General features: G+C 65.7%; 17 protein-coding genes. 6 read left to right on the top strand and 11 right to left on the bottom strand.

Annotated elements, in window-relative coordinates:
* Positions 1 to 6: 6 nt before the first annotated feature.
* Complete coding sequence (gene miaB / locus J8I29_RS00860) at positions 7 to 1,443, bottom strand: tRNA (N6-isopentenyl adenosine(37)-C2)-methylthiotransferase MiaB (protein ID WP_209430294.1); 1,437 nt, start codon at positions 1,441 to 1,443, stop codon at positions 7 to 9.
* A gap of 194 nt (positions 1,444 to 1,637) precedes the next feature.
* Here miaB and J8I29_RS00865 point away from each other — a divergent pair, with 194 nt between their 5' ends.
* Complete coding sequence (locus tag J8I29_RS00865; RefSeq protein WP_209430295.1) at positions 1,638 to 2,585, top strand: alpha/beta hydrolase; 948 nt, start codon at positions 1,638 to 1,640, stop codon at positions 2,583 to 2,585.
* Between the two features lie 146 nt (positions 2,586 to 2,731).
* Here the strand turns inward: J8I29_RS00865 and J8I29_RS00870 are convergent, their stop codons facing one another.
* From J8I29_RS00870 to J8I29_RS00885, 4 genes are all read right to left on the bottom strand, one after another.
* Positions 2,732 to 3,274 (bottom strand): GcrA family cell cycle regulator, encoded by a 543-nt coding sequence (locus tag J8I29_RS00870; RefSeq protein ID WP_105864395.1) that lies wholly within the window; start codon positions 3,272 to 3,274, stop codon positions 2,732 to 2,734.
* Between the two features lie 279 nt (positions 3,275 to 3,553).
* Positions 3,554 to 4,345 (bottom strand): transporter substrate-binding domain-containing protein, encoded by a 792-nt coding sequence (locus J8I29_RS00875; RefSeq protein WP_209430296.1) that lies wholly within the window; start codon positions 4,343 to 4,345, stop codon positions 3,554 to 3,556.
* 211 nt (positions 4,346 to 4,556) lie between these two features.
* On the bottom strand, positions 4,557 to 5,144 hold the full coding sequence (locus tag J8I29_RS00880; RefSeq protein WP_209430297.1) for an SCO family protein: 588 nt from the start codon (positions 5,142 to 5,144) through the stop codon (positions 4,557 to 4,559).
* On the bottom strand, positions 5,145 to 5,597 hold the full coding sequence (locus tag J8I29_RS00885) for a MerR family DNA-binding transcriptional regulator (protein WP_105864398.1): 453 nt from the start codon (positions 5,595 to 5,597) through the stop codon (positions 5,145 to 5,147).
* 521 nt (positions 5,598 to 6,118) lie between these two features.
* On the opposite strand from J8I29_RS00885, the gene J8I29_RS00890 reads away from it, so the two are divergent.
* Positions 6,119 to 8,422 carry a tetratricopeptide repeat protein gene (locus J8I29_RS00890; RefSeq protein WP_209430298.1) on the top strand — a complete coding sequence of 768 codons (2,304 nt, stop codon included), beginning with the start codon at positions 6,119 to 6,121 and terminating at the stop codon, positions 8,420 to 8,422.
* A 72-nt stretch (positions 8,423 to 8,494) separates the two neighbouring features.
* On the opposite strand, the gene pdeM is transcribed toward J8I29_RS00890, so the two are convergent.
* From pdeM to J8I29_RS00915, 5 genes are all read right to left on the bottom strand, one after another.
* Positions 8,495 to 9,184 carry a ligase-associated DNA damage response endonuclease PdeM gene (gene pdeM / locus J8I29_RS00895; RefSeq protein WP_105864400.1) on the bottom strand — a complete coding sequence of 230 codons (690 nt, stop codon included), beginning with the start codon at positions 9,182 to 9,184 and terminating at the stop codon, positions 8,495 to 8,497.
* Between the two features lies 1 nt (position 9,185).
* On the bottom strand, positions 9,186 to 11,816 hold the full coding sequence (locus J8I29_RS00900) for a ligase-associated DNA damage response DEXH box helicase (RefSeq protein WP_209430570.1): 2,631 nt from the start codon (positions 11,814 to 11,816) through the stop codon (positions 9,186 to 9,188).
* Positions 11,817 to 11,983: 167 nt separating this feature from the next.
* Positions 11,984 to 12,337, bottom strand: a complete 354-nt coding sequence (locus tag J8I29_RS00905) for a hypothetical protein (RefSeq protein ID WP_146127000.1) — start codon at positions 12,335 to 12,337, stop codon at positions 11,984 to 11,986.
* 139 nt (positions 12,338 to 12,476) lie between these two features.
* On the bottom strand, positions 12,477 to 13,388 hold the full coding sequence (locus J8I29_RS00910; protein ID WP_105864402.1) for a methyltransferase domain-containing protein: 912 nt from the start codon (positions 13,386 to 13,388) through the stop codon (positions 12,477 to 12,479).
* Positions 13,389 to 13,512: 124 nt separating this feature from the next.
* The gene (locus J8I29_RS00915; protein WP_209430299.1) at positions 13,513 to 14,583 is read right to left on the bottom strand and encodes a purine nucleoside permease; all 1,071 of its coding nucleotides are present in this window, start codon (positions 14,581 to 14,583) and stop codon (positions 13,513 to 13,515) included.
* Positions 14,584 to 14,728: 145 nt separating this feature from the next.
* Here J8I29_RS00915 and J8I29_RS00920 point away from each other — a divergent pair, with 145 nt between their 5' ends.
* The 3 genes from J8I29_RS00920 to J8I29_RS00930 are packed head-to-tail and all read left to right on the top strand — an operon-like array spanning position 14,729 to position 17,690.
* Positions 14,729 to 15,742 (top strand): ligase-associated DNA damage response exonuclease, encoded by a 1,014-nt coding sequence (locus J8I29_RS00920; protein WP_209430300.1) that lies wholly within the window; start codon positions 14,729 to 14,731, stop codon positions 15,740 to 15,742.
* Positions 15,739 to 17,409 carry a cisplatin damage response ATP-dependent DNA ligase gene (locus J8I29_RS00925; protein ID WP_209430301.1) on the top strand — a complete coding sequence of 557 codons (1,671 nt, stop codon included), beginning with the start codon at positions 15,739 to 15,741 and terminating at the stop codon, positions 17,407 to 17,409. The genes J8I29_RS00920 and J8I29_RS00925 overlap by 4 nt, the downstream gene beginning before the upstream one ends.
* A gap of 2 nt (positions 17,410 to 17,411) precedes the next feature.
* A complete protein-coding gene (locus tag J8I29_RS00930) occupies positions 17,412 to 17,690 on the top strand; it encodes a DUF6460 domain-containing protein (protein ID WP_105864406.1) in 279 nt (92 codons plus the stop codon).
* 28 nt (positions 17,691 to 17,718) lie between these two features.
* On the opposite strand, the gene J8I29_RS00935 is transcribed toward J8I29_RS00930, so the two are convergent.
* Positions 17,719 to 18,504, bottom strand: coding sequence for an aldolase/citrate lyase family protein (locus J8I29_RS00935; protein WP_209430302.1), 786 nt, complete (start codon positions 18,502 to 18,504; stop codon positions 17,719 to 17,721).
* A gap of 114 nt (positions 18,505 to 18,618) precedes the next feature.
* Here J8I29_RS00935 and J8I29_RS00940 point away from each other — a divergent pair, with 114 nt between their 5' ends.
* A complete protein-coding gene (locus tag J8I29_RS00940) occupies positions 18,619 to 19,401 on the top strand; it encodes an IclR family transcriptional regulator (RefSeq protein ID WP_209430303.1) in 783 nt (260 codons plus the stop codon).
* Positions 19,402 to 19,444: the final 43 nt, after the last annotated feature.

Here is a 19,444-nt window from a genome sequence, read left to right on the forward strand (position 1 = left end):
CCACTTTCAAGCAACGGCCTCCCGCAAATCGGCGCCGGCCAATACGCCATGCAGCGACCAGGCACCCGTGGCCGTGATCTCGACGGGAGCCACCGTGCCGATCAGGCTGTCGTCCGCCTCGATCTGCACGGCCTGGAGATAGGGGGTGCGGCCGGCGATCTGGCCCGGGCGCTTGCCCTTGCGATCGAACAGCACATCCATGGTGCGGCCGATGCTGGCCTGGTTGAAGGCCTTCTGCTGGCCCTCGGTCAGGGCCTGCAGCCTGGCGAGGCGCGCGGCCTTCACCGCTTCGTCGACCTGATCCGTCATGCCGGCCCCCGGCGTACCCGGGCGCGGTGAATATTTGAACGAATAGGCCGAGACATAGGTGACCTCTTCGATCAGTCGCAAGGTCGCCTCGAAATCGGCATCGGTCTCGCCGGGGAAGCCGACGATGAAGTCGGAGGAGAATGCCATGTCGGGCCGGGCATGCCGAATCTTCTCGATGAGCTTGAGATATTCGGCTGCTGTATGCTTGCGATTCATGACATCCAGAATGCGGTCGGAGCCGGACTGCACCGGAAGATGCAGGAAAGGCATCAGTGCCGGCAAATCGCGATGGGCCTCGATCAGGCTGTCGTCCATGTCGCGCGGATGGGAGGTGGTGTAGCGCAGCCGCACCACCGGCTCGATACGGGCGAGGCGATGCACGAGCTGGCCCAGCGTCCAGGCGCGCCCGTCCGGGCCTTCGCCGTGATAGGCGTTGACGTTCTGGCCGAGCAGGCTGATCTCGCGCACGCCGGCCTCCGCCAGGCGCTCGACCTCGGCGACGATGGCAGCGACCGGACGCGAGGTCTCGGCGCCGCGCGTATACGGCACCACGCAGAACGTGCAGAACTTGTCGCAGCCTTCCTGCACGGTGACGAAGGCGGAAGGGCCGCGTGCGAGGGTCTTGTCCCGGCGCGGTGGCGGCAGGATGGAGAACTTGTCCTCGACCGGGAAATCGGTGTCGACGGGCTTGCTGGTGCCATCGGCCTTGGCGAGCAGGTCCGGCAGGCGGTGATAGGCCTGGGGGCCGACGACGAGGTCGACGGCGGGCGCACGCCTGAGGATCTCCTGGCCCTCGGCCTGGGCGACGCAGCCGGCGACGGCGATCTTGAGGTCGCCGCCCTGGCGGCGGCGCTCGTCGCGGGCCACGCGCAGGCGGCCTATCTCCGAATAGACCTTCTCGGCGGCCTTTTCGCGGATATGGCAGGTGTTGAGGATGACGAGGTCGGCCTCGTCGGGATTGGAGGTCTCCACATAGCCCGTCGGCGCCAGCGAGTCGGCCATGCGCTGGCTGTCATAGACGTTCATCTGACAGCCATAGGACTTGATGAAGACGGTTTTGGCGCGAGTGTCCCCGGAGCCGGCGTCACCATGCGGGTTCTGCGGGCGTTCGATCTCGGTCTCGTCAGGAATCATGGGTCTCGCTATTGCCACCTTTCAAGGTGCTAGGGATAGCGGTTTTCCGGCCTGATGAGAAGGGTTGAGTTGCCGCGCGCCGGCCCTTCCTGTTGGTGGGCCTTCGACGAGACGGCCGGCCGGATGGGTTGGCCCTTGCCGACCCGATACGATCCCGGCACTGTGCCCCCATCCCATCGAGGCGATTCAAGCTCATGCCATCTGTCGATCCCGCCGTGTTTGCTCCCGATGCCGTGGCCGAGACCACCGCGGCCCTCAATGCCGACATCGTCGCCAAGATGAGCGCTTTGCCGGATCTGTGGTCCTTCCCGCCCGAACTGATCCGCGAGACCCGGCGCCAGGGCCGGGGGATCTTCCCGCTGCAGGCCAAGAGCCCGCGGGCGCAGGTGCTGGAAATCGAGGGCAAGCAGGGCAAGGTGCCGATCCGTGTCATCGCGCCGGAAGCTGCGACCGGCGTCTACATGCATATCCATGGCGGCGGCTGGATGTTCAACCAGTCCGACTTCCAGGATGAGAGCCTGGAGAAGATCGTCGCGGCCACCGGCATGGCCTGCATTTCGGTCGAATACCGCCTGGCGCCGGAACATCCCTTTCCCGCCGGGCCGGACGATTGCGAGGCGGCGGCGCTGTGGCTGGTGTCGGAGGGTCGCAAGCGCTTTGCCACCGAGCGTTTTTTCATCGGCGGCGAGAGTGCCGGCGCCCATCTCTCCGTGTTGACGCTGCAGCGGCTGCGCGATCGGCACGGCCTCCGGCCCTTCGCGGGAGCCAACCTCATCGCCGGCTGCTACGATCTCGGCATGACCCCGAGCGCGCGCAGTTTCGACAGGGGCAAGTTGATCCTGACGCCGCGCGACATCGCGCTGTTCGTGCGGGCCTGCGTGCCTGCCGGCGTCGATCTGCGCTCGCCCGATGTCTCCCCGCTCTATGGCAGTCTCGAGGGCATGCCGCCGGCCCTGTTTTCCGTCGGTACCTACGACGCCGTACTCGACGACAGCATGTTCATGGCGGCGCGCTGGGAGGCTGCCGGCAATGCCACGACCCTTAAGCTGTGGCCGGGCGGCTGCCATGTCTTCCAGGGCTTCGACTTTCCGATGGCGCACGAGGCCTTCGCCGCCGAGATCGCCTTTTTCAACGGGCATTGACGGCAGCGCCGGGGAGCCGATTTCGGTATCCGACGATCGATGTTCTCGGGCGGGCACGGCCTGTCCCGATACAGAAGGCCCGATCGCCGGGAAAGAAAAAGGCAGGGAAATCCCTGCCTCTGAATGGATCGGATGGAATGGCGCGATCAGGCGCGGGCGGCACGACGCTCCTTGTCGCGCTCGCGCCGGCGGTCGAGCACCGGCTGATAGGCGATCGAAGCATGATGGGTGCAATAGGGGCCGGAAGGCCCGACACGGCTGCCGCAGAAACGGAAATCCTCACGCCCGGGGTCGCCCAGGGGCCAGCGGCACATATGCTCGCGCAGCTCCATGATGGTGACGCGCTCGGACATCGGGATGACGACTTCCTCGACCGGGCGCAGGGCAGGTTCGGGGCGTTCTTCGATGGCGACGAGCGGCATGATCTGCGGAGCGAGAGCGGTGTTGCCCCGCACCACCGGTGCGGAGGTCTGGGTGCGGAGCGGATGCGAAGGGGCCCGCGTGGGCTTGATACGACGCTGTGGCGCCGGCGCGGGAGCTTTGGCCCGGCCAGACAAACCGAGTCTATGCACCTTGCCGATCACGGCATTGCGTGTGACGCCGCCAAGTTCTGTGGCAATGGCGCTAGCAGACAGACCTTCTGACCACAGCTTTTTCAGAAGTTCTACCCGCTCGTCTGTCCAGTGCATCAGCCTCTCCTGCCTTCCGCCTTGTTTTCGCCCGAATTCGCTACGCCGAATCCTTTCCCATCAGCCACGATGTCGACAGAACATCGTTGCGCATGCACGCCATGAGCTGACAGGAGTTACGAGACGCCGCACGAGATGTCGTGCTTAACGAAGCCTTAACTACAATAGGCAGTGACTCTCGCGCAAGAGTCCTGCTGAGGCGGGGTGCGTTTTCCCCAGCTTCGGCGCCAAAGTGAGTCTTTTCGGTAACAGCGGAGGGTCGATAAGTTTCCGTTTACGTCACGGAAGGTCTGCAAAGGGATCGACAGGAAACCAGCGGCGGACGAGGTCGGCATAGATGCCCTGCTCCCAGATCTGGAAAAGGGCGTAGTCGATCGCCTGCTTGAGGTCGCCGTCCTCGCGCCGCATCGCCATGCCGATACCGTCGCCGAAGAAGTGGCTGTCGAGATAGGGGCCGCCGGCGAAGGTGCAGCAATTGCCGGCATCCGAGCCGTTGAGCCAGAGCGACAGGCCGATGCCGTCGGCGAAGGCCAGGTCGATTTCCCCGCGCTTGAGAGCTTCGCGCAGTGCGGCGTCATTGGCCAGGGATACCAGGCTGGCGGTCTTGAGATAGGCCTTGGCATAGGCGGCATGCGCCGTGTCGGCGACGACGCCGATGCGGCGGCCGGCCAGTCCCTCCGGCGTGAAGGCCGGCAGCGGATCCTGGCGCCGCATGGCGAAACGGGCGGGGCGCATATAGTAGGGCTGGGAGAACTGCAGCCGTTCACGGGCTTCCTTGCTCGGCACGAGCGAGGCGGCGATGACATCCGCCTGGCCCTCCTCCAGAGCTGCGACGATGGTGTCCCAGCGCCGGGCCTGAATGGTGCAGGGGACCTTCAACTGCCGGCAGACCGCGCGGGCAAGGTCGACATTGAAGCCTTCCAGGGCGCCGCTGGAGCCCTGGAAGTCGAAAGGCGGAAAATCGTCCTCGGTCAGGAAGCGGATCCGGCGTACCGATTTCAGGTCCGGCCGCTCCGGCCGCCGATGCGGATCCCACAGGCCGAAGGGGCCGGTGGAAGTCTGGGCCGCCATGGCGTCGCCTTGAAAAGGGATGGCGAGCATCAATGCGAAGAGGAGTATCGAAAGGGCGCCGAATTTCAACAGCTCGTGTTCCTATTGCAGCAGGAGCCGGCAGCGTTTCCGGGCGAGGTTCATGCCGGGCTTCGGTCGGCCATCGTCTGGGCCGGGGGCGTCCGGCCCGCTCCGGGCGATCGGTTGCAAGACCGATCCTCGATCCCGCACTCTATCGACCCTGCATGAGAGCTTCCAGGAGTGCAACCACTTCGTCCGAAGAAGCATGCAGGTCGAAGCTCGACCGCACGCGGCCGCCCCTGTCGAGCACGAATACAGTATTGGTGTGGTCGATATTGTAATTCCTGCCCGTCCCAGCCAGAATTCTTGCATCTATGCCGTAAATAACACGCAGCGCGGCGAGTTGTGCGGGATCGCCGGTCAGGCCGCGCAGATGCGGGTCGTAAGCGGCGAGGCTTGCCTTCAATTGCTCGGGCGTGTCCCGGTCGGGGTCGACGGTGATGAAGAGGGCGTTGATCCGCGCGGCATCCGGCCCGAGTTTCTTCAGGACCTGCGCGAGCAGGAACAAGGTCGTCGGGCAGATGTCGGGGCAGTGGGTGAAGCCGAAATAGACCAAGCTCGGCTTGCCCTGCAATTCCCTGGAGTCAAAAATGCGGCCCTCGGCATCCGTCAGCTTGAACGGCTTGTCGATCAGGCCGGGCCTGTGCTGGGACAGGAAGAGAGCCCATAGACCAAGACCGGCAAACACCAGGAAGGCTGCGCTGCCGATCAGGTACTTTCGACGCTGGAATGCGGCCACCTAGCGCGGCAGGGCGTTGGCCAATCCGTCATAGCTGCGGCGCAATTCGGCCAGGGCCTCATCGATTTCACGGCGCTGGCGTTCCAGATGCTCGATCTGCTCGCGGACGGTGCTGGCGCTGATGTCGAGACTCGCCGTCTTGCCTTCACCGTGATGGGCGATCATCTCGCCGATTTCCACCAGGGTAAAACCCAGCCGCTTACCCTTAAGGATAAGTTGCAGATGCTCACGATCACGTGCACTATAAAGCCGAGTCAGGTTGTCGCGCGTAGGATTGAGAAGGCCCTTGTCCTCATAGAAACGCAGGGTTCGCAAGGTGACGCCAAACTCTCGCGCAAGGTCACCTATTGTATAGGTGGTCGTACTATTCGTAGCGTTTTCTGTTTCTGCTACGAATACCGTCACCGGTTGGCCTTTTGTGTTTGTCGCCGACCTGGCTTCCAACTTTGACATGGTCTCTCTCTCGCGCCCGTTACAGGCTAGCAGCGCCGCTACTCATTCGTTGCAACAGGTACCATAATACGAAATCCGGGGGGCGTCAGCAATTAATATATTACCAAGCGAACGCCCAAATCTCCAGCTTGGAGATCATAGCCCTCGCTCTGCTTCCTTTCAAGGGTAACGTATTAAATTAGGGCGGGTTGAGCGTTTCGAACAACACGGACATCAACAGAATTCTGACCCTGTCGCAAAGTCTAATGCCGCTTCCAGCAAGGTATCCCACTTTCCTGTCTGCTTTGCAGCTTGGATAGCAAGGTTTTTAGTAAAAAAAGCGCTTTGGATGCTCTATAATGTTGTTGCCGCCGGGAAGAGCGTTAGGGCAGTGGGAGTTAACAGGATATTTACCCTGTTGCGCGAAACCTGCTGTTGCGGGCACTGCGTACCGCCCTCTCCATGCGTTTCCAGTCCGGTTTTCCGGGGAAAAAACTGGGAGAGGCGTGAGAATCAGGCCGTTCGCCGGCATGGGAAGCCAAATGAGCCAAGTAGCGTCATGGAGTGTCGAGGGCGTCGATTCCCAGACGCGCGAGGCTGCCACCATCCTGGCACGCCGCTCGGGCATGACGCTTGCGCAATGGCTCAAAACCACTGTTGCCGAGCAGAAATTGCATGAACCACCGCTTTTTGAGGCGCAGAGCGACCTGCCGGAATCGCCGTTGGCTGCGATCGCACGGCGGCTGGCCAAGACTGAAGGAAGGTATTCAGGTAGTGATTCCGAAAAGCCGATGCTGGGGAGCCGGACGGTAGAAGTCAGTGCGGCGGTGCTCGCCCGCCACATCCGCGCGAGCGAAGCCAGAATGGCGGGGCTGATCGAGCAGCTTATCCACAGGCAGGAGCAGAGCGAAGCCCAGTTGGCCGCCCTGGTCGATGCCCTCGTGGATGGTTTCGCGGGCCGGCCCGCCTCTGCGGCGCCGGCCGGCGCAGACGACGCTCTCGATGCCTTGACGCGGGATCTCGAGCAGCGCATTGCCGGCATGGCGGACAGGATCGGCTCGTCCGTAGCCGCGCCATCGGCCTCGCCTGCGCCCCGCGATGATCTGAGTGAGCAGATTGCGGCGCTGACGCGGGAGGTCGCAGAACTCAGGCGCAGTCATCCTCCGGCTGCATCCGGCCAGGAGGATCTCGCCGGCTTGCGCGCTGAGGTGGCGGATCTCAGCCGGCACGTTGCCGACATCCGTTCCCCGGAACAATTTGCGCGTCTCGACAAGAAGCTCGATCTATTGGCACGCCAGGCCCAGGATCCGGCCGTGCTGGCCGCGCTTCAGCGTGAGACGGCCGACATCCGTGCCCGCCTCGGCGATCTCGTCCGCCACCCCGAGAGCGCCCACGATCTCCACGAGAAGATCGATGCTCTGCGTCAGGTCGTGGACGATATGCAATCCTCGACCGATGCGTCGCTGACGGGGCTCATGGCCAGGCTCGAAGGTCTGAATGGGCGTGTCGTCGACGAGGCGGCCTTCTCCGCCTTGGAACGGCAGATCGCAGCCATGGCCGGCAGCATCGAGGGGCTCGCCGGTGGCGGGCCCGGTCCCGCGCAGATGCGGGAGGCATTCGGCGAGACATTGGCTGGATCGGCGCTGGCCGCCTTGCCGGAGGAGTTGCAGCGGATCTATCGCGAACTGCGCCAGTATCAGCAGGACGATGTCCGAGACACCCGGGCGGCTCTCGACGCCTTGCAATCGCTGCTGCACCAGCTCGGCACTCGTCTGAGCGCCGTCGAGGACCTGATCAGGAGCCGCGGGGGAGCGGTCGTCGCTGGACCGCCGGATCTGTCGGAGGTCCCGCCCTTGTTCGGCCGCGAACGCCCCGACGACGTCACCTGGTCGGATGACTTGCCGCGGTCCCTTGCGGGTGACGGGCTCCGCAGCTCATTCGCCGACACGCCGCACAATTCCAGCCGCCCCAGCCAGGTTTCCGCACTCGGGGCAGGCGGTTCGCCGCCACCGGGCGGAACACGCAGCGCCTTCATAGCCGCAGCGCGGCGGGCGGCGCGAGCTGCAAACGAGGCCGAGGGGGCCATCACGCGCGAGGAGAACGATCCCGTGACCGGCGGTGAACCTTTCTACAAACGGCACAAGCGCCCGATCCTGCTGGGCCTGGCGGCCGTGACCATGATGCTGGGCGCGCTGCAGGGCGGCAAGGCCGGCGCGGCACCCAGCAGCCGGCCCGTGACGCGCCTGAGCACGTCGGCTGCACCCCAGATGCGTCCGGCAATCGCCGTTCCCAAACCCGAGCAGGCCGGTCAGGCTCTGGCCTGGTTCGAAGAAGCGCGCCGGCTCGATCGGCCCGATGCTCCCACCCAGGATCTCGCCAAGGCGGCCGGGCTTTATCGCCAGGCTGCCCAGATGGGCTATACGCCGGCCTTGTTCCTGCTGGGGCTGGCCTATGACAAGGGCAGGGGCGTTGGCCAGGACGCCGTGCTCGCGGGGCTGTGGTATCAGCGCGCGGCCGAGCACGGCTCCGTGAATGCGATGTACAATCTGGCCGTGCTCTATGCCAATGGTTCCGTGATGGGCGCTCCCGATTACGAACAGGCGGCCCGCTGGTTCCACCAGGCCGCCGAAAAGGGCCATGTCGCCAGCCAGTACAACTATGCCCTGCTGGCCGCACGGGGCCTCGGCACGCCGCGGGACCTCGCCGTTTCCTACCGCTTCCTCGCGCTGGCCGCTGCAGCGGGGGATGCCGATGCCCTGATGGAGCTGGCGGAGATCGAGCCGCGCCTGACCCCGTCGCAGCGTGCAGCGCTCGATAGCGGCAAAGCTGCGCATCATCCCTGCTGAGGGTGGCGTTATTGCAGCAAAATGGGATGCAGCGAGCCTTCTCCCGCAAGGGGAGAAGGACATGGCACCCTCTCACCCGCCCAGGCAGCGCGCCTTCGGAAAGGCGAAGACGCGTTCATCGCCCATCAGATGGGCCGTGAAACCGTCGGGAAAGAGCGGCGCGAAGGCGGCGTCGCGCACATTCAGCCCGCCGGCATAGGCGCCGAAGGCCGGCAGGATGGCGCGCCGGCCATCACCGGCGAAGCAGCGCCGCCTCAGCGAGCGCCCGCGCGTCGCCACCCGCGCAACCGGATGCAGGTGGCCGGCGATCTCGCCCGGCTCGGCTCTCGCCGACGGCTCGTGGCGGAACAGCACCGGCCCGATCGCCAGTTCCGGCGTTGCGGTGCCGCCGAGGCCCGCCGGGGGATCGGGATCGTGATTGCCGGCGATCCAGAATATGTCGCGCCCGTGGATGCAGCGCTGCAGTGCTTCCCGATCGCGCGGGGCGAGGCGGGCATCGGCGCGGCGGTCATGGAAGCTGTCGCCGAGAAAGATCAGCCGCCTGGCGCCGAAGCGGGACAGAAGCCGTATCAGGCGCTTCAAGGTCTCGGCCGTATCGTAGGGCGGCAGCAGCACGCGGCGCTCGGCGAAGGAGGATCCCTTTTCCAGATGCAGGTCCGATACGACGACCAGGCTTTCCTCCGGCCAGACCAGCGCGCCGTCGGCGGTGGCGAGGAATTCGACGCCGGCGACGGCCAGCACGGCTTCGTCCCGCCGGATCATCTCAGGCGCTTTCTCTATCGTCGGCTCGATCCTGCCGTCCAACCATGGCCTCCGCGATCAAATCATCCGCTGCCTCGGCGAGGACGCTGTCCGTCGCCTCGCCATAGACCGGCTCCCGGCCGATCTCCAGCATGATCGGCACCGCCAGGGGCGAAATGCGATCCAGCCTCTTATGGATGATTCGGCCCCTGATGCGCGAGAGCATGGTGGAAAGACGCTGGAGGTCGAGCAGACCGGTGCGCGCATCCTCCCAGGCCGCGCGCATCAGGATGTGATGGGGTTCGTGCTGGCGCAGCACGTCATAGACGAGGTCGGTCGACACCGAGATCTGGCGCCCGGTCTTCTCCTTGCCGGGAGCGCGGCGCTCGATCAGGCCGGAGATGATGGCGCAGGTCCGGAACATGCGCTTCATCAGCGCGGATTCCGCCAGCCATTCCTCGAGATCGTCGCCGAGCATATCCTGGTCGAAGAGCTGGTCCATGGCGGCCCGGTGCATGTCCGAGACGCCCCACACGGCGAGCGCATAGTCGTTGGCGACGAAGCCCATGGGCTTCAGCTTCGCCCGTTCCAGCCGGCGGGTCAGCAGCATGCCGAGCGTCTGGTGGGCGAGGCGGCCCTCGAAGGGATAGCAGACGAGGTAATGGCGGTTGCCGCGCGGAAAGGTCTCGACCAGAAGGTCGCCGGCCGGCGGCATCCGGGAGATATCGCGCTGCAGGCGCAGCCAGTCGGCGACCTGGTCGGGCAGGCCGCCCCAGCTGTCGGGGTCGGCCAATATCGAGCGGACGCGGATGGCGAGATGGGTGGAGAGCGGAAACTTGCCGCCGGCGAAGGAGGGGATCTTCGGGTCCCGGCCGGGCGGAGCGCGGGTGACCAGCACATCCTCCTCCTGGATGCCCTCGAAGCGCAGGATCTCCCCGGCGAACAGGAAGGTGTCGCCGACCGACAGCCCCTCGGCGAAATATTCCTCGACCTCGCCGAGCACCCGGCCGAAGCCGCGCCGGGCCGTCGTCTCGCCTGGCTTGCGCTTGGGCGGGCCTGAGGCTTTCGGATCCATGAACCAGGGCAAATAAGGCGTCGGCCTGTCGGCGGCCATGCGCGTCGGCTCACGCGGGCCGCGATTGGAGAGGCGTACCTTGAGCAGGGCTTCCTCGACGATGGTGCCGACATTCAGCCGGTAGGCCTGCGCCACCATGGGATTGGCGACCCGCCAGAGGCCATCCTTGCCTTGGCGGATCTTGGCGAAGCGGTCATAGGTCTTCAGGGCGTAGCCGCCGGTGGCCACGAAAGCGAGCACGTCGTCGAAGGTCGCGCGATCGAGCCCGGCATAGGCTTCGGCGGATGCGATTTCCTGAAACAACGCATCGGCGTCGAAGGGCGACCCGCAGGCGACGCCGAGCACGTGCTGGGCCAGCACGTCGAGGGCGCCTGTACGGGCGATCGGCGTGTCCTGCTCGCCCGCCTTGGCCGCATCGACGGCGGCCTTGCATTCCAGCACCTCGAACCGGTTGGTCGGCACCAGGATAGCCTGCGAGGGCTCGTCCAGGCGGTGATTGGCGCGTCCGATGCGCTGCAGCAGGCGGGAAGCGCCCTTGGGCGCGCCGACATTGATGACGAGATCGACGTCGCCCCAGTCGATGCCGAGGTCGAGGGTTGAGGTACAGACCACCGCCTTGAGCCGCCCGGCGGCCATGGCCTCCTCGACCTTGCGGCGCTGGCCGACTTCCAGCGAGCCGTGATGGAGTGCGATGGCGAGGCTCTCCTCGTTCACCCGCCACAGTTCCTGGAACACGAACTCGGCCTGCATGCGGGTGTTGACGAAGACGAGCGTGGTCTTGTGGGCCTTGATCAGGGCGTAGAGCTCGGCCATCGCGTGGCGGGCGGTGTGGCCGGCCCAGGGCAGACGCTCGGCGGTTTCGAGAATATCGAGCACGGGCGCGGCACCGCCCTCGGCGACCACCAGGTCCGCCATATCAGGGCGCCCGGGATGCTGGGGCACGATCCAGCGCCGGAGTTCATCCGGGTCGCGCACCGTGGCCGAGAGGCCGACGACTTCGAGGTCCGGCACGAAATATCTCAGGCGCGCCAGGCCGAGGGCAAGCAGGTCGCCGCGTTTGGAGGTGACGATGGAATGGAGTTCGTCGAGCACCACGCGTTTGAGGCTGCCGAACAGGTCGGCGGCTTCCCGGCTTGCCAGCAGCAAAGCCAGCTGCTCGGGCGTGGTGAGCAGGATGTCGGGCGGGTCGCGCTTCTGGCGCTGGCGTTTGGCCTGGGGCGTGTCACCGGTGCGGGTCTCGATCCGGATGGGCAGTCCCATCTCACCGGCCGGGCGCTCCAGATTGCGGGCGACGTCGACGGCGAGGGCCTTCAGCGGTGAGATGTAGAGGGTATGGAGCGCGGAGGGGGCGTTGGCGCGGCGAGGAGCGAGATCGATCAAACTCGGCAGGAAACCAGCCAGAGTCTTGCCGGCGCCGGTGGGGGCGATCAACAGGGCCGAACGTCCGCTGCGCGCCTTCTCGACGAGCTGGAGCTGATGCGGCCGCGGCGTCCAGCCGCGGGCCACAAACCAGTTCGCGAAGATCGCCGGAAGAGTTGGGAGGGGAGCATTGGAGGCCGGATTTCCTGTCTCCTGCATCCCGGTCTGTTCATTCATGCCATTATCGCCGATTCCTGCGGAGATATTGGCGTGCCGGGGTCAGATGTCCACTGCCGGCCTGAATGAAGCAAGGTGCGTTTGGGTGAAAACGCAGTTTTACTCTCGCTCCTTGGCCCGAGGCATCTTGCCGCGATCTGGCGAGGGCATCAGTCGCAGTCGTAGTGGCCGATAATGCGGTAGGCCGAGGTGTAGGTGCCCCAGCGGGCGCTGACGCTGCTGCGCGTCGGGGCATTGCCGTCGAGGCAACCGGCGCGGCGGGCCCGGATGTCCATGTCACGCAGGATTGGCGCCGTTACCGGTTGCGGCCGATTCCAGTAGTAGAAATTCGACACCATCAAGTTGCCGGCCAGGATGCCGCTGGTGATACGGGTGGTGTTCTTGATGACCCGGCCGCGCGATGTCTGATCGGTCGTCCTCGTCAGGGTCTGCAGGCCATCGCTGGTGGCGCAGCTTGCGCAGGCAAGACCCGCCAAGGCGACCACGGAAATTCTCGAAAACATAATACCCCCTTCTAGCGCGTGACTCTCCTCTGGCCGGCAAGCGGCCAAGTCCCCCGAGCCCTCCTTACGCTGGGGAAGTCATTTCGCCAAGTCGCTTGGCGTACCGGGAGCGGCGCGGCTGTCTTTCCCTCAGGCGCGGCTATCGCCCAAGCACGGCCACAAGGCCCGGCACCGGCGCGCCTCGGTCGGTGCGGGCCCAGGCATCGTCGAGATGGCGCAGCTGCAGGCCGGCCGCGACCGCCCAGCCCTCGATGCCCTGGCGTGAATGGGCGTACCGCAAATCGTGATTGAGAATGAAGGCGGCAGGTCCGTCCTGGCTCTGGACCGTGAAGGCGAACCGCCCGCCGGGCGCCAGCACGCGCGCGGCCTGCCGGAAGACGGCGTCGAGATCACCGAAATAGATGAAGACGTCGGCTGCCAGGATCAGGTCGACGCTGCCGGCGTCCTGCCGCAGGAGAAAATCGCCGATCTCTGCTTGCTCCAGATGCCGGTAGATCTGCTTGGCCCGCGCTTTGGCCAGCATGGCGGCGGACAGGTCGACCCCGACGATGTCCCGGCAGATGGAGCGGAAGGTCTCGGCCACCAGGCCTGTGCCGCAGCCCAGATCGAGGACGCGTTCGAACGGTCCGTCCCGTCCAGACCTCTCCAGAGCCATGCGCAACAGCGCAGGCCCGCGATAGGAAAGATTATCCACCAGGGAGCGCTCGAAGCGTGGGGCATATTCGTCGAACAGGGCGGTGATGTGGGCCGGCGTCATGGCACCATCCGCCGGTATCTCGCCAAGCCGGGCCAGGCGCGCGCCGGCGCCGGCTTCATCGTCCGGATCGAGATGAAGCGCCTTGCGATAGGTGTCGATGGCTTCGCCCCGGCGTCCGAGCGTTTCGTTGAGATCGCCGAGAGCCAGCCAGCCGGCGGCCCAATCCGGCGCTTCATCGAGGGCCTGCATCACCAATTCGGCAGCGGAGAGGGGATCACCCCCCGCCTTGTAGTCCATGGCATAGGCGAAACGCCGATCGGCAATGGCGTTGCCGGAGGAACGGGCTTTGAGCATGGTAGGGCTGCAGGAAAAAGCCGGGCGGACAGAACGGCCTGTCGGGCCCTATACAGATCGTGATGCCCACAGCCCTCATCAAGGTTGCGAGCACCACGACGTCCCAGGACGCGCCAGAAGGCGCTTATTGCTTTCCCGCCGACCATGATGGCCAGTTCTTGATGACCGCGTCGGCGAAAGCCGAACCGACGCGATAGGCATTGGTGACGGACGGGCCGAAGCCGCCGGACGTGGCCGAGAGAGATTCCGCCACGCTCTGGCCGGGCGCTTCGCGATCGAAGTTGGAAGCTGTGCGCAGCACGGCGATGCGTTCGAAGTCGAGCAGGCCCTCATCGGCGCCACGCTTGAGGGCGGTCAACGTGGCATTGTCTTCCATTTGCGTGGTGCAATAGTTCGCCTTGCCGTCCGTGGCATGCTTGGCCCAGCGTTCCATGGCATCGCCGATCTTCGATCCATGCCAATAGGTGTCGATCGAGACGGTGTCGCACAGCTTCACCGCTGGCTTGGCGCGGGCGGCCTCGTCCTGGTAGCGGGCGCGATAGGTCTCGGCCTCCTTACCGTCGGCGAGTTCGACGGAGCGAGTAAGCTCGAAGGCCTTTTCCGCGAGCTTCGGATTGAGCGCATAGACCTCGGTGCCGGCATTCCAGCCCGCCTTGTCGCCCGGCTTGGCGGCGCCGAGCGGCAGCATGCCATCGGGCCAGTCTGACGGGATCTGGCGCGGATCGATATCGTGGCGCAGCCCGCCATCGATGACATAGCGCGCCCACAGCGCCGATCCCAGCGTACCGTCCCTGGGATCGACGCCGGCGATGCCGTCTATCAGGAAATAGGTCTGCTTCAGATCGAACTTGTCGCCGAGGACGAGCGCCGCCGTCGAGCTGGCCGCGTTGGCATAGCCCATGGCCGTCGTCATCACGCACAGGCCCTGCGTGTCGCAGGCGACTTCGGGATAGTCCTTGGACAGGCCGGGAACCTTGATCTTCGTCGTCAGCTTGCGGGCTTCCAGCCAGGGCTTGGTTTCCTCGCCGAACATGGTGATCACCATCACCTTGGGGGCGATGCGCTCGGCGGCGCTGGCATGGCCGCTGCCGAAGACGGCGAGGGCTGCCGCAAGGCCTACGCCGACAAAATGTTTGCGCGCGGATGGTGCCGGCGATCGGGCATTGACCAGCGTCAGCGTCGGGTTGAGCAGCATCGGGATTTGACCTCCAGGAGTGTCTCTTCCGGTATCGCATGGCCGCGGCTGTGTCATCCTGTTCGGGACGCCATACCCAGCGAAGATCGAGGCGCCCTGCCGGTGACATCTTGGCCCTCTGCCTGTTCCACCCTATGTTCTCGCCATGCGGCCTTCGGACTTGCTTATTCCGACGCCGTCGGGGCTGTACTGCCCGCCGGCGGACGTCCATGTCGATCCCGTGAGGCCGGTCGAGCGGGCTCTGATCACCCATGCCCATTCCGATCACGCCCGCGCCGGCCATCGCCAGGTGCTGGCTACCGCCGAGACGCTGGCGATCATGGCGGCGCGCTATGGCGATGATTTTTGCGAGACCCGCCAGACCGCCATCCTCGGCCAGACGCTCGATCTCGGCGGCGTTGATGTGACCTTTCATCCCGCCGGCCACGTGCTGGGCTCGGCGCAGATCGCCTTCGAGGCGCAGGGCCTGCGCATCGTGGCCTCCGGGGATTACAAACGCCAGGCCGATCCGACCTGCCTGCCCTTCGAGCCGATACGCTGCGATGTCTTCATTTCGGAGGCCACCTTCGCCCTGCCGGTGTTCCACCATCCCGATCCCAGGCACGAGATCGGCAAGCTCATGGATTCGCTGGCGCTTTTTCCCGAGCGGGCTCATCTCGTCGGCGCCTATTCCCTCGGCAAGGCCCAGCGCATCATCGCCATGGCCCGCCAGGCCGGGCATCAGGCGCCGATCTATCTGCATGGCGCCATGGAAAAGGTGACGCGCCTCTACCAGGACTTCGGCATCGAGCTCGGCGCGCTGCAGCTGGTGCGCGACGTCAAGCCGGCCGTGCTGGCCGGCGCCATCGTGCTCTGCCCGCCCAGCGCAGCCCAGGAAGTCTGGTCACGCAAGATGCCGGATCCCCTCAGCGTGTACGCGTCGGGCTGGATGCGCATCCGGGCACGGGCACGCCAGAGTGGTGCCGAACTGCCGCTGGTGATCTCCGACCATGCCGATTGGCCCGATTTGCAACGCTCGATCCTGGAAACGGGCTGCTCGGAACTGTGGGTCACCCATGGCCAGGAGGATGCGCTGGTGCATTGGGCCCGCAGCCGGGGGCTGAAGGCCCAGCCTTTGCACATGATCGGCTATGGCGACGAGGAGGCGGAGGAGGCATGAACCGCTTCGCAGAATTGCTCGACCGCCTTGCCTATGAGCCGGGCCGCAATGCCAAGCTGCGGCTACTGACCAGCTATTTCCGCGAGACCCCCGATCCGGACCGCGGTTATGCGCTGGCGGCGATCACCGGGGCACTGTCTTTCCGCAATGCCAAGCCGGCCCTGCTGCGCGAGCTGATCGGCGAGCGTGCCGATCCCGAACTCTTCGCGCTGTCCTACGACTATGTCGGCGACCTCTCCGAAACCATCGCCCTGATGTGGCCGGTCCGGCCGGGCATGAATCATGCGCCCACCTTGTCGGAGGTGGTGGAGGCCCTCAGCCAGGCCGGGCGCTCTGAGATGCCCGCCCTGATCACCCGCCATCTCGACGCGCTGGACGAGACGGGGCGCTGGGCCTTCCTCAAGCTGATCACGGGTGCACTCCGGATCGGTGCTTCCGCCCGCCTCGCCAAGAGTGCGGTGGCGGCGCTGGGCCCCCTGTCTGCCGATGATATCGAGCTTGCCTGGCCGGGCCTGCAGCCGCCCTATGAGGGGCTGTTCGCCTGGGCGGAAGGAAAGGGGGAGCGGCCGGAAAGCGGCAATCCCGCCCCGTTCCGGCCGGTGATGCTGGCCCACGCCCTGGAAGAGGGCGACCTCGCGGCCATCCTGCCGGACAGCCATGTGGCGGAATGGAAATGGGACGGCATTCGCGTCCAGGCCGTCGGAGCGCTCACCGCCAACGGGCCCGTGCTTCGCCTTTATTCGCGCACCGGGGAGGATATCGCGCCCGCCTTTCCCGATCTCGTCGAGGCTCTCAACTTCGAAGGCGCCATTGATGGCGAGTTGCTGGTGCGACGTTTCGGTGAGGATGGCGAAGGCCGCATCGAGAATTTCAACGCTCTCCAGCAGCGGCTCAACCGCAAGAGCGTGACCCCCAAGCTCATCGCCGACTATCCGGCCCATATCAGGGCCTATGATCTGCTGGCGGAAGGGGGTGAGGATCTGCGCGGCCGCCCCTTCATGGAAAGGCGAGCCCGGCTGGAAGCCTTCGTGGCCCGCCTCGCTTCGCCGCGCCTCGACCTCTCGCCGTTGGTAACCTTCGCGACGCCTGATGCCCTGGCCCTGGCTCGCGAGAATCCGGCCGGTGCGGGCGCCGGTCCCGATGCGGCAGCGGTCGAGGGGCTGATGCTGAAGCGGCGCGACAGCCTCTACGTGCCGGGCCGGCCGAAGGGGCTGTGGTTCAAATGGAAGCGCGAGCCGTTCCGCATCGACGCCGTGCTGATGTATGCCCAGCGCGGCCATGGCAAGCGCTCCTCCTTCTATTCCGACTATACGTTCGGCGTGTGGAAGGGCGAGGAGCTGGTCCCGGTCGGCAAGGCTTATTTCGGCTTCACCGACGAGGAATTGCGCGACATCGACCGTTTCGTCCGCAACAATACGGTGAACCGCTTCGGGCCGGTGCGGGAAGTCGTCCACACGGCCGAAAAAGGCCTGGTGGTGGAAGTCGCCTTCGAGGGACTGGCGCGTTCCAGCCGCCATAAATCCGGCGTCGCCATGCGTTTTCCTCGCCTGGCGCGCCTGCGCTGGGACAAGCCGCCGGGCGAGGCGGACAGGCTGGAAAGCCTCACCGCCATGCTTGACCGCGCGGCCGTCACGCCCGAAATAGGGGCGGACACGACAGGAGGCTAGGTATGGCTGGGCTGGAGAAGTTCATGGGCGGTTCGGTGATGGGCACGATCATCAAGCTGGTGGTGGTTTCCGTTGCCGTCGGGCTCGTGCTGGCCTGGCTCGACCTGACGCCCTGGGAGCTCCTTGCCAGGCTTCGGCACTTCCTCGAGCGCCTGTCGGCGCAGGGCTTCGGCATGATCAAGGACCTGTTCGGCTATTTCCTGCTCGGCGCGGTGATCGTGATTCCGGTCTGGCTCGTGCTGCGCCTGCTGAAATCCGCGCCCTCGGGCGGGCGCAAATAAGAGGCTGGAGCCTTGCGGTGCGGCGCCGTTACGCGGCGAATTCCTTGGAAAAACTGCCCAGGCTTTCGGCCGCTGCCTTGCGCATGAAGGCCTGGTCCGAAGCGATGATGAAGGCAGAGGCGCCGAGGGCATGGTAGCGCTTCGCTTCGGCGGCGCTGGCCACCATCATGCAGACGGGTTTGCCGGCCCGCCTGGCCGCGGCGCAGATCGTCTCGACGGCGGCCTGGACAGGGGGCGCGTCGGGGCTCTCGGCCTGCAGGGCCACGGTGAGATCGCCCCGACCGATGAAGACGGCATCGAGCCCCTCGGTTGCCAGGATGACATCGATCTCCGTCAGCGCTTCCGGGTCCTCGATCATCGCGATCAGGCTGACATGCGCATCCTGCCGGTCGACATGCGGCCAGATGCCGAGGCCGCCATAGCGCCCGGCACGCGGCGAATTCGAAAAGCCGCGCCGGCCGCCGCGATAACGGCAGGCCGTGGCGGCTTCCCGCGCCCTGGCTGCGGTGGAAATGTGCGGGACGAGCACCCCAGCCGCTCCGTCGTCGAGGGCGCCGAGGATGCGGTCGATCTCGGGCACGCGGACGATCGCGGCGGTAGCCGCCGCGCTTGCGGCCAGCAATATCAGTTCGGTCTGGCCGCGGTCGAAGGGGGCATGTTCCTCATCCACGACAACGAAGTCGAAACCGAGATCGCCGAGGATCTCGGTCGCGTGGACGGTGGGAGTCTTGATGAACGATCCGAGCAGGGCCTTTCGCGACAGCAGGCGCTGGCGGAAGGCTTCGGCCGGGCGTGCGGGGACGTTGTCGTGCATGACGATCATTTTCTCTTGTTTCGTTAGTCGAAACATTGTTTCTGTAATTAGGTTCAACCCAAAGGGCACCCTTGTCAATGGCCAAGCGCGCCCTTCCTCGTGAGGGAATGAAGAATGCCTCGTGTCAGCGGTCCGGGCGGTGACGGTGTGCAGGCGGTGGTTCTGGCCATGCGCATTCTGGAGCTGCTGGCGGAGGAGGGGCGGCCCATGGGCGTATCGGCCATGGCCGCTGCCCTGGAGACCACCAAGAGCCGGATCTGGCGCTATCTGCAGACGCTGGTGCAGCATGGCTACATCGTCCAGCTGCCGGAGACGGAGCGCTATCAGCTCGGCAGCCGCCTGATCAAGCTGGGGCAGGCCGTGGGGGAGGGGCGCGACATCGTCTCGGCCAGCGCGCGGGCCCTGCGGGACTTGCGCGACAGTCTCGGTCATTCCGCCGTCATCGCCCAGCTCGAGGCGGATGGGGTGCGTGTGCTCACCACCGTGCCGGGCAAATCCGCGGTCGAAATCGGCGTACGGCCGGGATCGCTGCTGGAGTTTCACAGTTCGGCCCAGGGCAAGATCGCCCTTGCCTTCGGCAACGACGCCTTGCGGGCCACCGTGTTCGGCATGCGCCTGGAGCGCCGTACGCAGGCGACGATCGTTACGCCCGCCGGCTTGCGCAAGGAAATCGAGCGTGTGCGCCAGGCCGGCTGGGCGATCGCGCCGAACGAGATCCTGATCGGCCTGAACGCGCTGGCTGCCCCGGTCTTCGATGCCGCCGGATCCCTGGTCGGGACGCTGGCGATCGTCGATTCCGTGCAATACATCACCGAAACGCCCACCGCCGAGCAGATCGAGCGGACGGTCAGGGCGGCAAGGCAGGTTTCCGAAGCGCTGGGCTACGTGCTCGATTGACGGCCGTTGGCGGCCCTCTTGACAAGGGAGGACTTTGCTTCAA

The sequence above is a fragment of the Labrys sp. LIt4 genome, from assembly GCF_017813775.1.
GTDB classification, from domain to species: Bacteria; Pseudomonadota; Alphaproteobacteria; order Rhizobiales; family Labraceae; genus Labrys; species Labrys okinawensis_A.

Bases quoted from the DNA above. Each gene is read 5' to 3' on its own strand.
- J8I29_RS00865 (WP_209430295.1), top strand. From the start codon at position 1,638: ATGCCATCTGTCGATCCCGCCGTGTTTGCTCCCGATGCCGTGGCCGAG.
- J8I29_RS00900 (WP_209430570.1), bottom strand. From the start codon at position 11,816: ATGCAGGAGACAGGAAATCCGGCCTCCAATGCTCCCCTCCCAACTCTT.
- pdeM (WP_105864400.1), bottom strand. From the start codon at position 9,184: ATGATCCGGCGGGACGAAGCCGTGCTGGCCGTCGCCGGCGTCGAATTC.
- J8I29_RS00925 (WP_209430301.1), top strand. From the start codon at position 15,739: ATGAACCGCTTCGCAGAATTGCTCGACCGCCTTGCCTATGAGCCGGGC.
- J8I29_RS00920 (WP_209430300.1), top strand. From the start codon at position 14,729: ATGCGGCCTTCGGACTTGCTTATTCCGACGCCGTCGGGGCTGTACTGC.
- J8I29_RS00875 (WP_209430296.1), bottom strand. From the start codon at position 4,345: ATGGCGGCCCAGACTTCCACCGGCCCCTTCGGCCTGTGGGATCCGCAT.
- J8I29_RS00930 (WP_105864406.1), top strand. From the start codon at position 17,412: ATGGCTGGGCTGGAGAAGTTCATGGGCGGTTCGGTGATGGGCACGATC.
- J8I29_RS00905 (WP_146127000.1), bottom strand. From the start codon at position 12,337: ATGTTTTCGAGAATTTCCGTGGTCGCCTTGGCGGGTCTTGCCTGCGCA.
- J8I29_RS00870 (WP_105864395.1), bottom strand. From the start codon at position 3,274: ATGCACTGGACAGACGAGCGGGTAGAACTTCTGAAAAAGCTGTGGTCA.
- miaB (WP_209430294.1), bottom strand. From the start codon at position 1,443: ATGATTCCTGACGAGACCGAGATCGAACGCCCGCAGAACCCGCATGGT.
- J8I29_RS00885 (WP_105864398.1), bottom strand. From the start codon at position 5,597: ATGTCAAAGTTGGAAGCCAGGTCGGCGACAAACACAAAAGGCCAACCG.
- J8I29_RS00910 (WP_105864402.1), bottom strand. From the start codon at position 13,388: ATGCTCAAAGCCCGTTCCTCCGGCAACGCCATTGCCGATCGGCGTTTC.
- J8I29_RS00935 (WP_209430302.1), bottom strand. From the start codon at position 18,504: ATGCACGACAACGTCCCCGCACGCCCGGCCGAAGCCTTCCGCCAGCGC.
- J8I29_RS00940 (WP_209430303.1), top strand. From the start codon at position 18,619: ATGCCTCGTGTCAGCGGTCCGGGCGGTGACGGTGTGCAGGCGGTGGTT.
- J8I29_RS00890 (WP_209430298.1), top strand. From the start codon at position 6,119: ATGAGCCAAGTAGCGTCATGGAGTGTCGAGGGCGTCGATTCCCAGACG.
- J8I29_RS00915 (WP_209430299.1), bottom strand. From the start codon at position 14,583: ATGCTGCTCAACCCGACGCTGACGCTGGTCAATGCCCGATCGCCGGCA.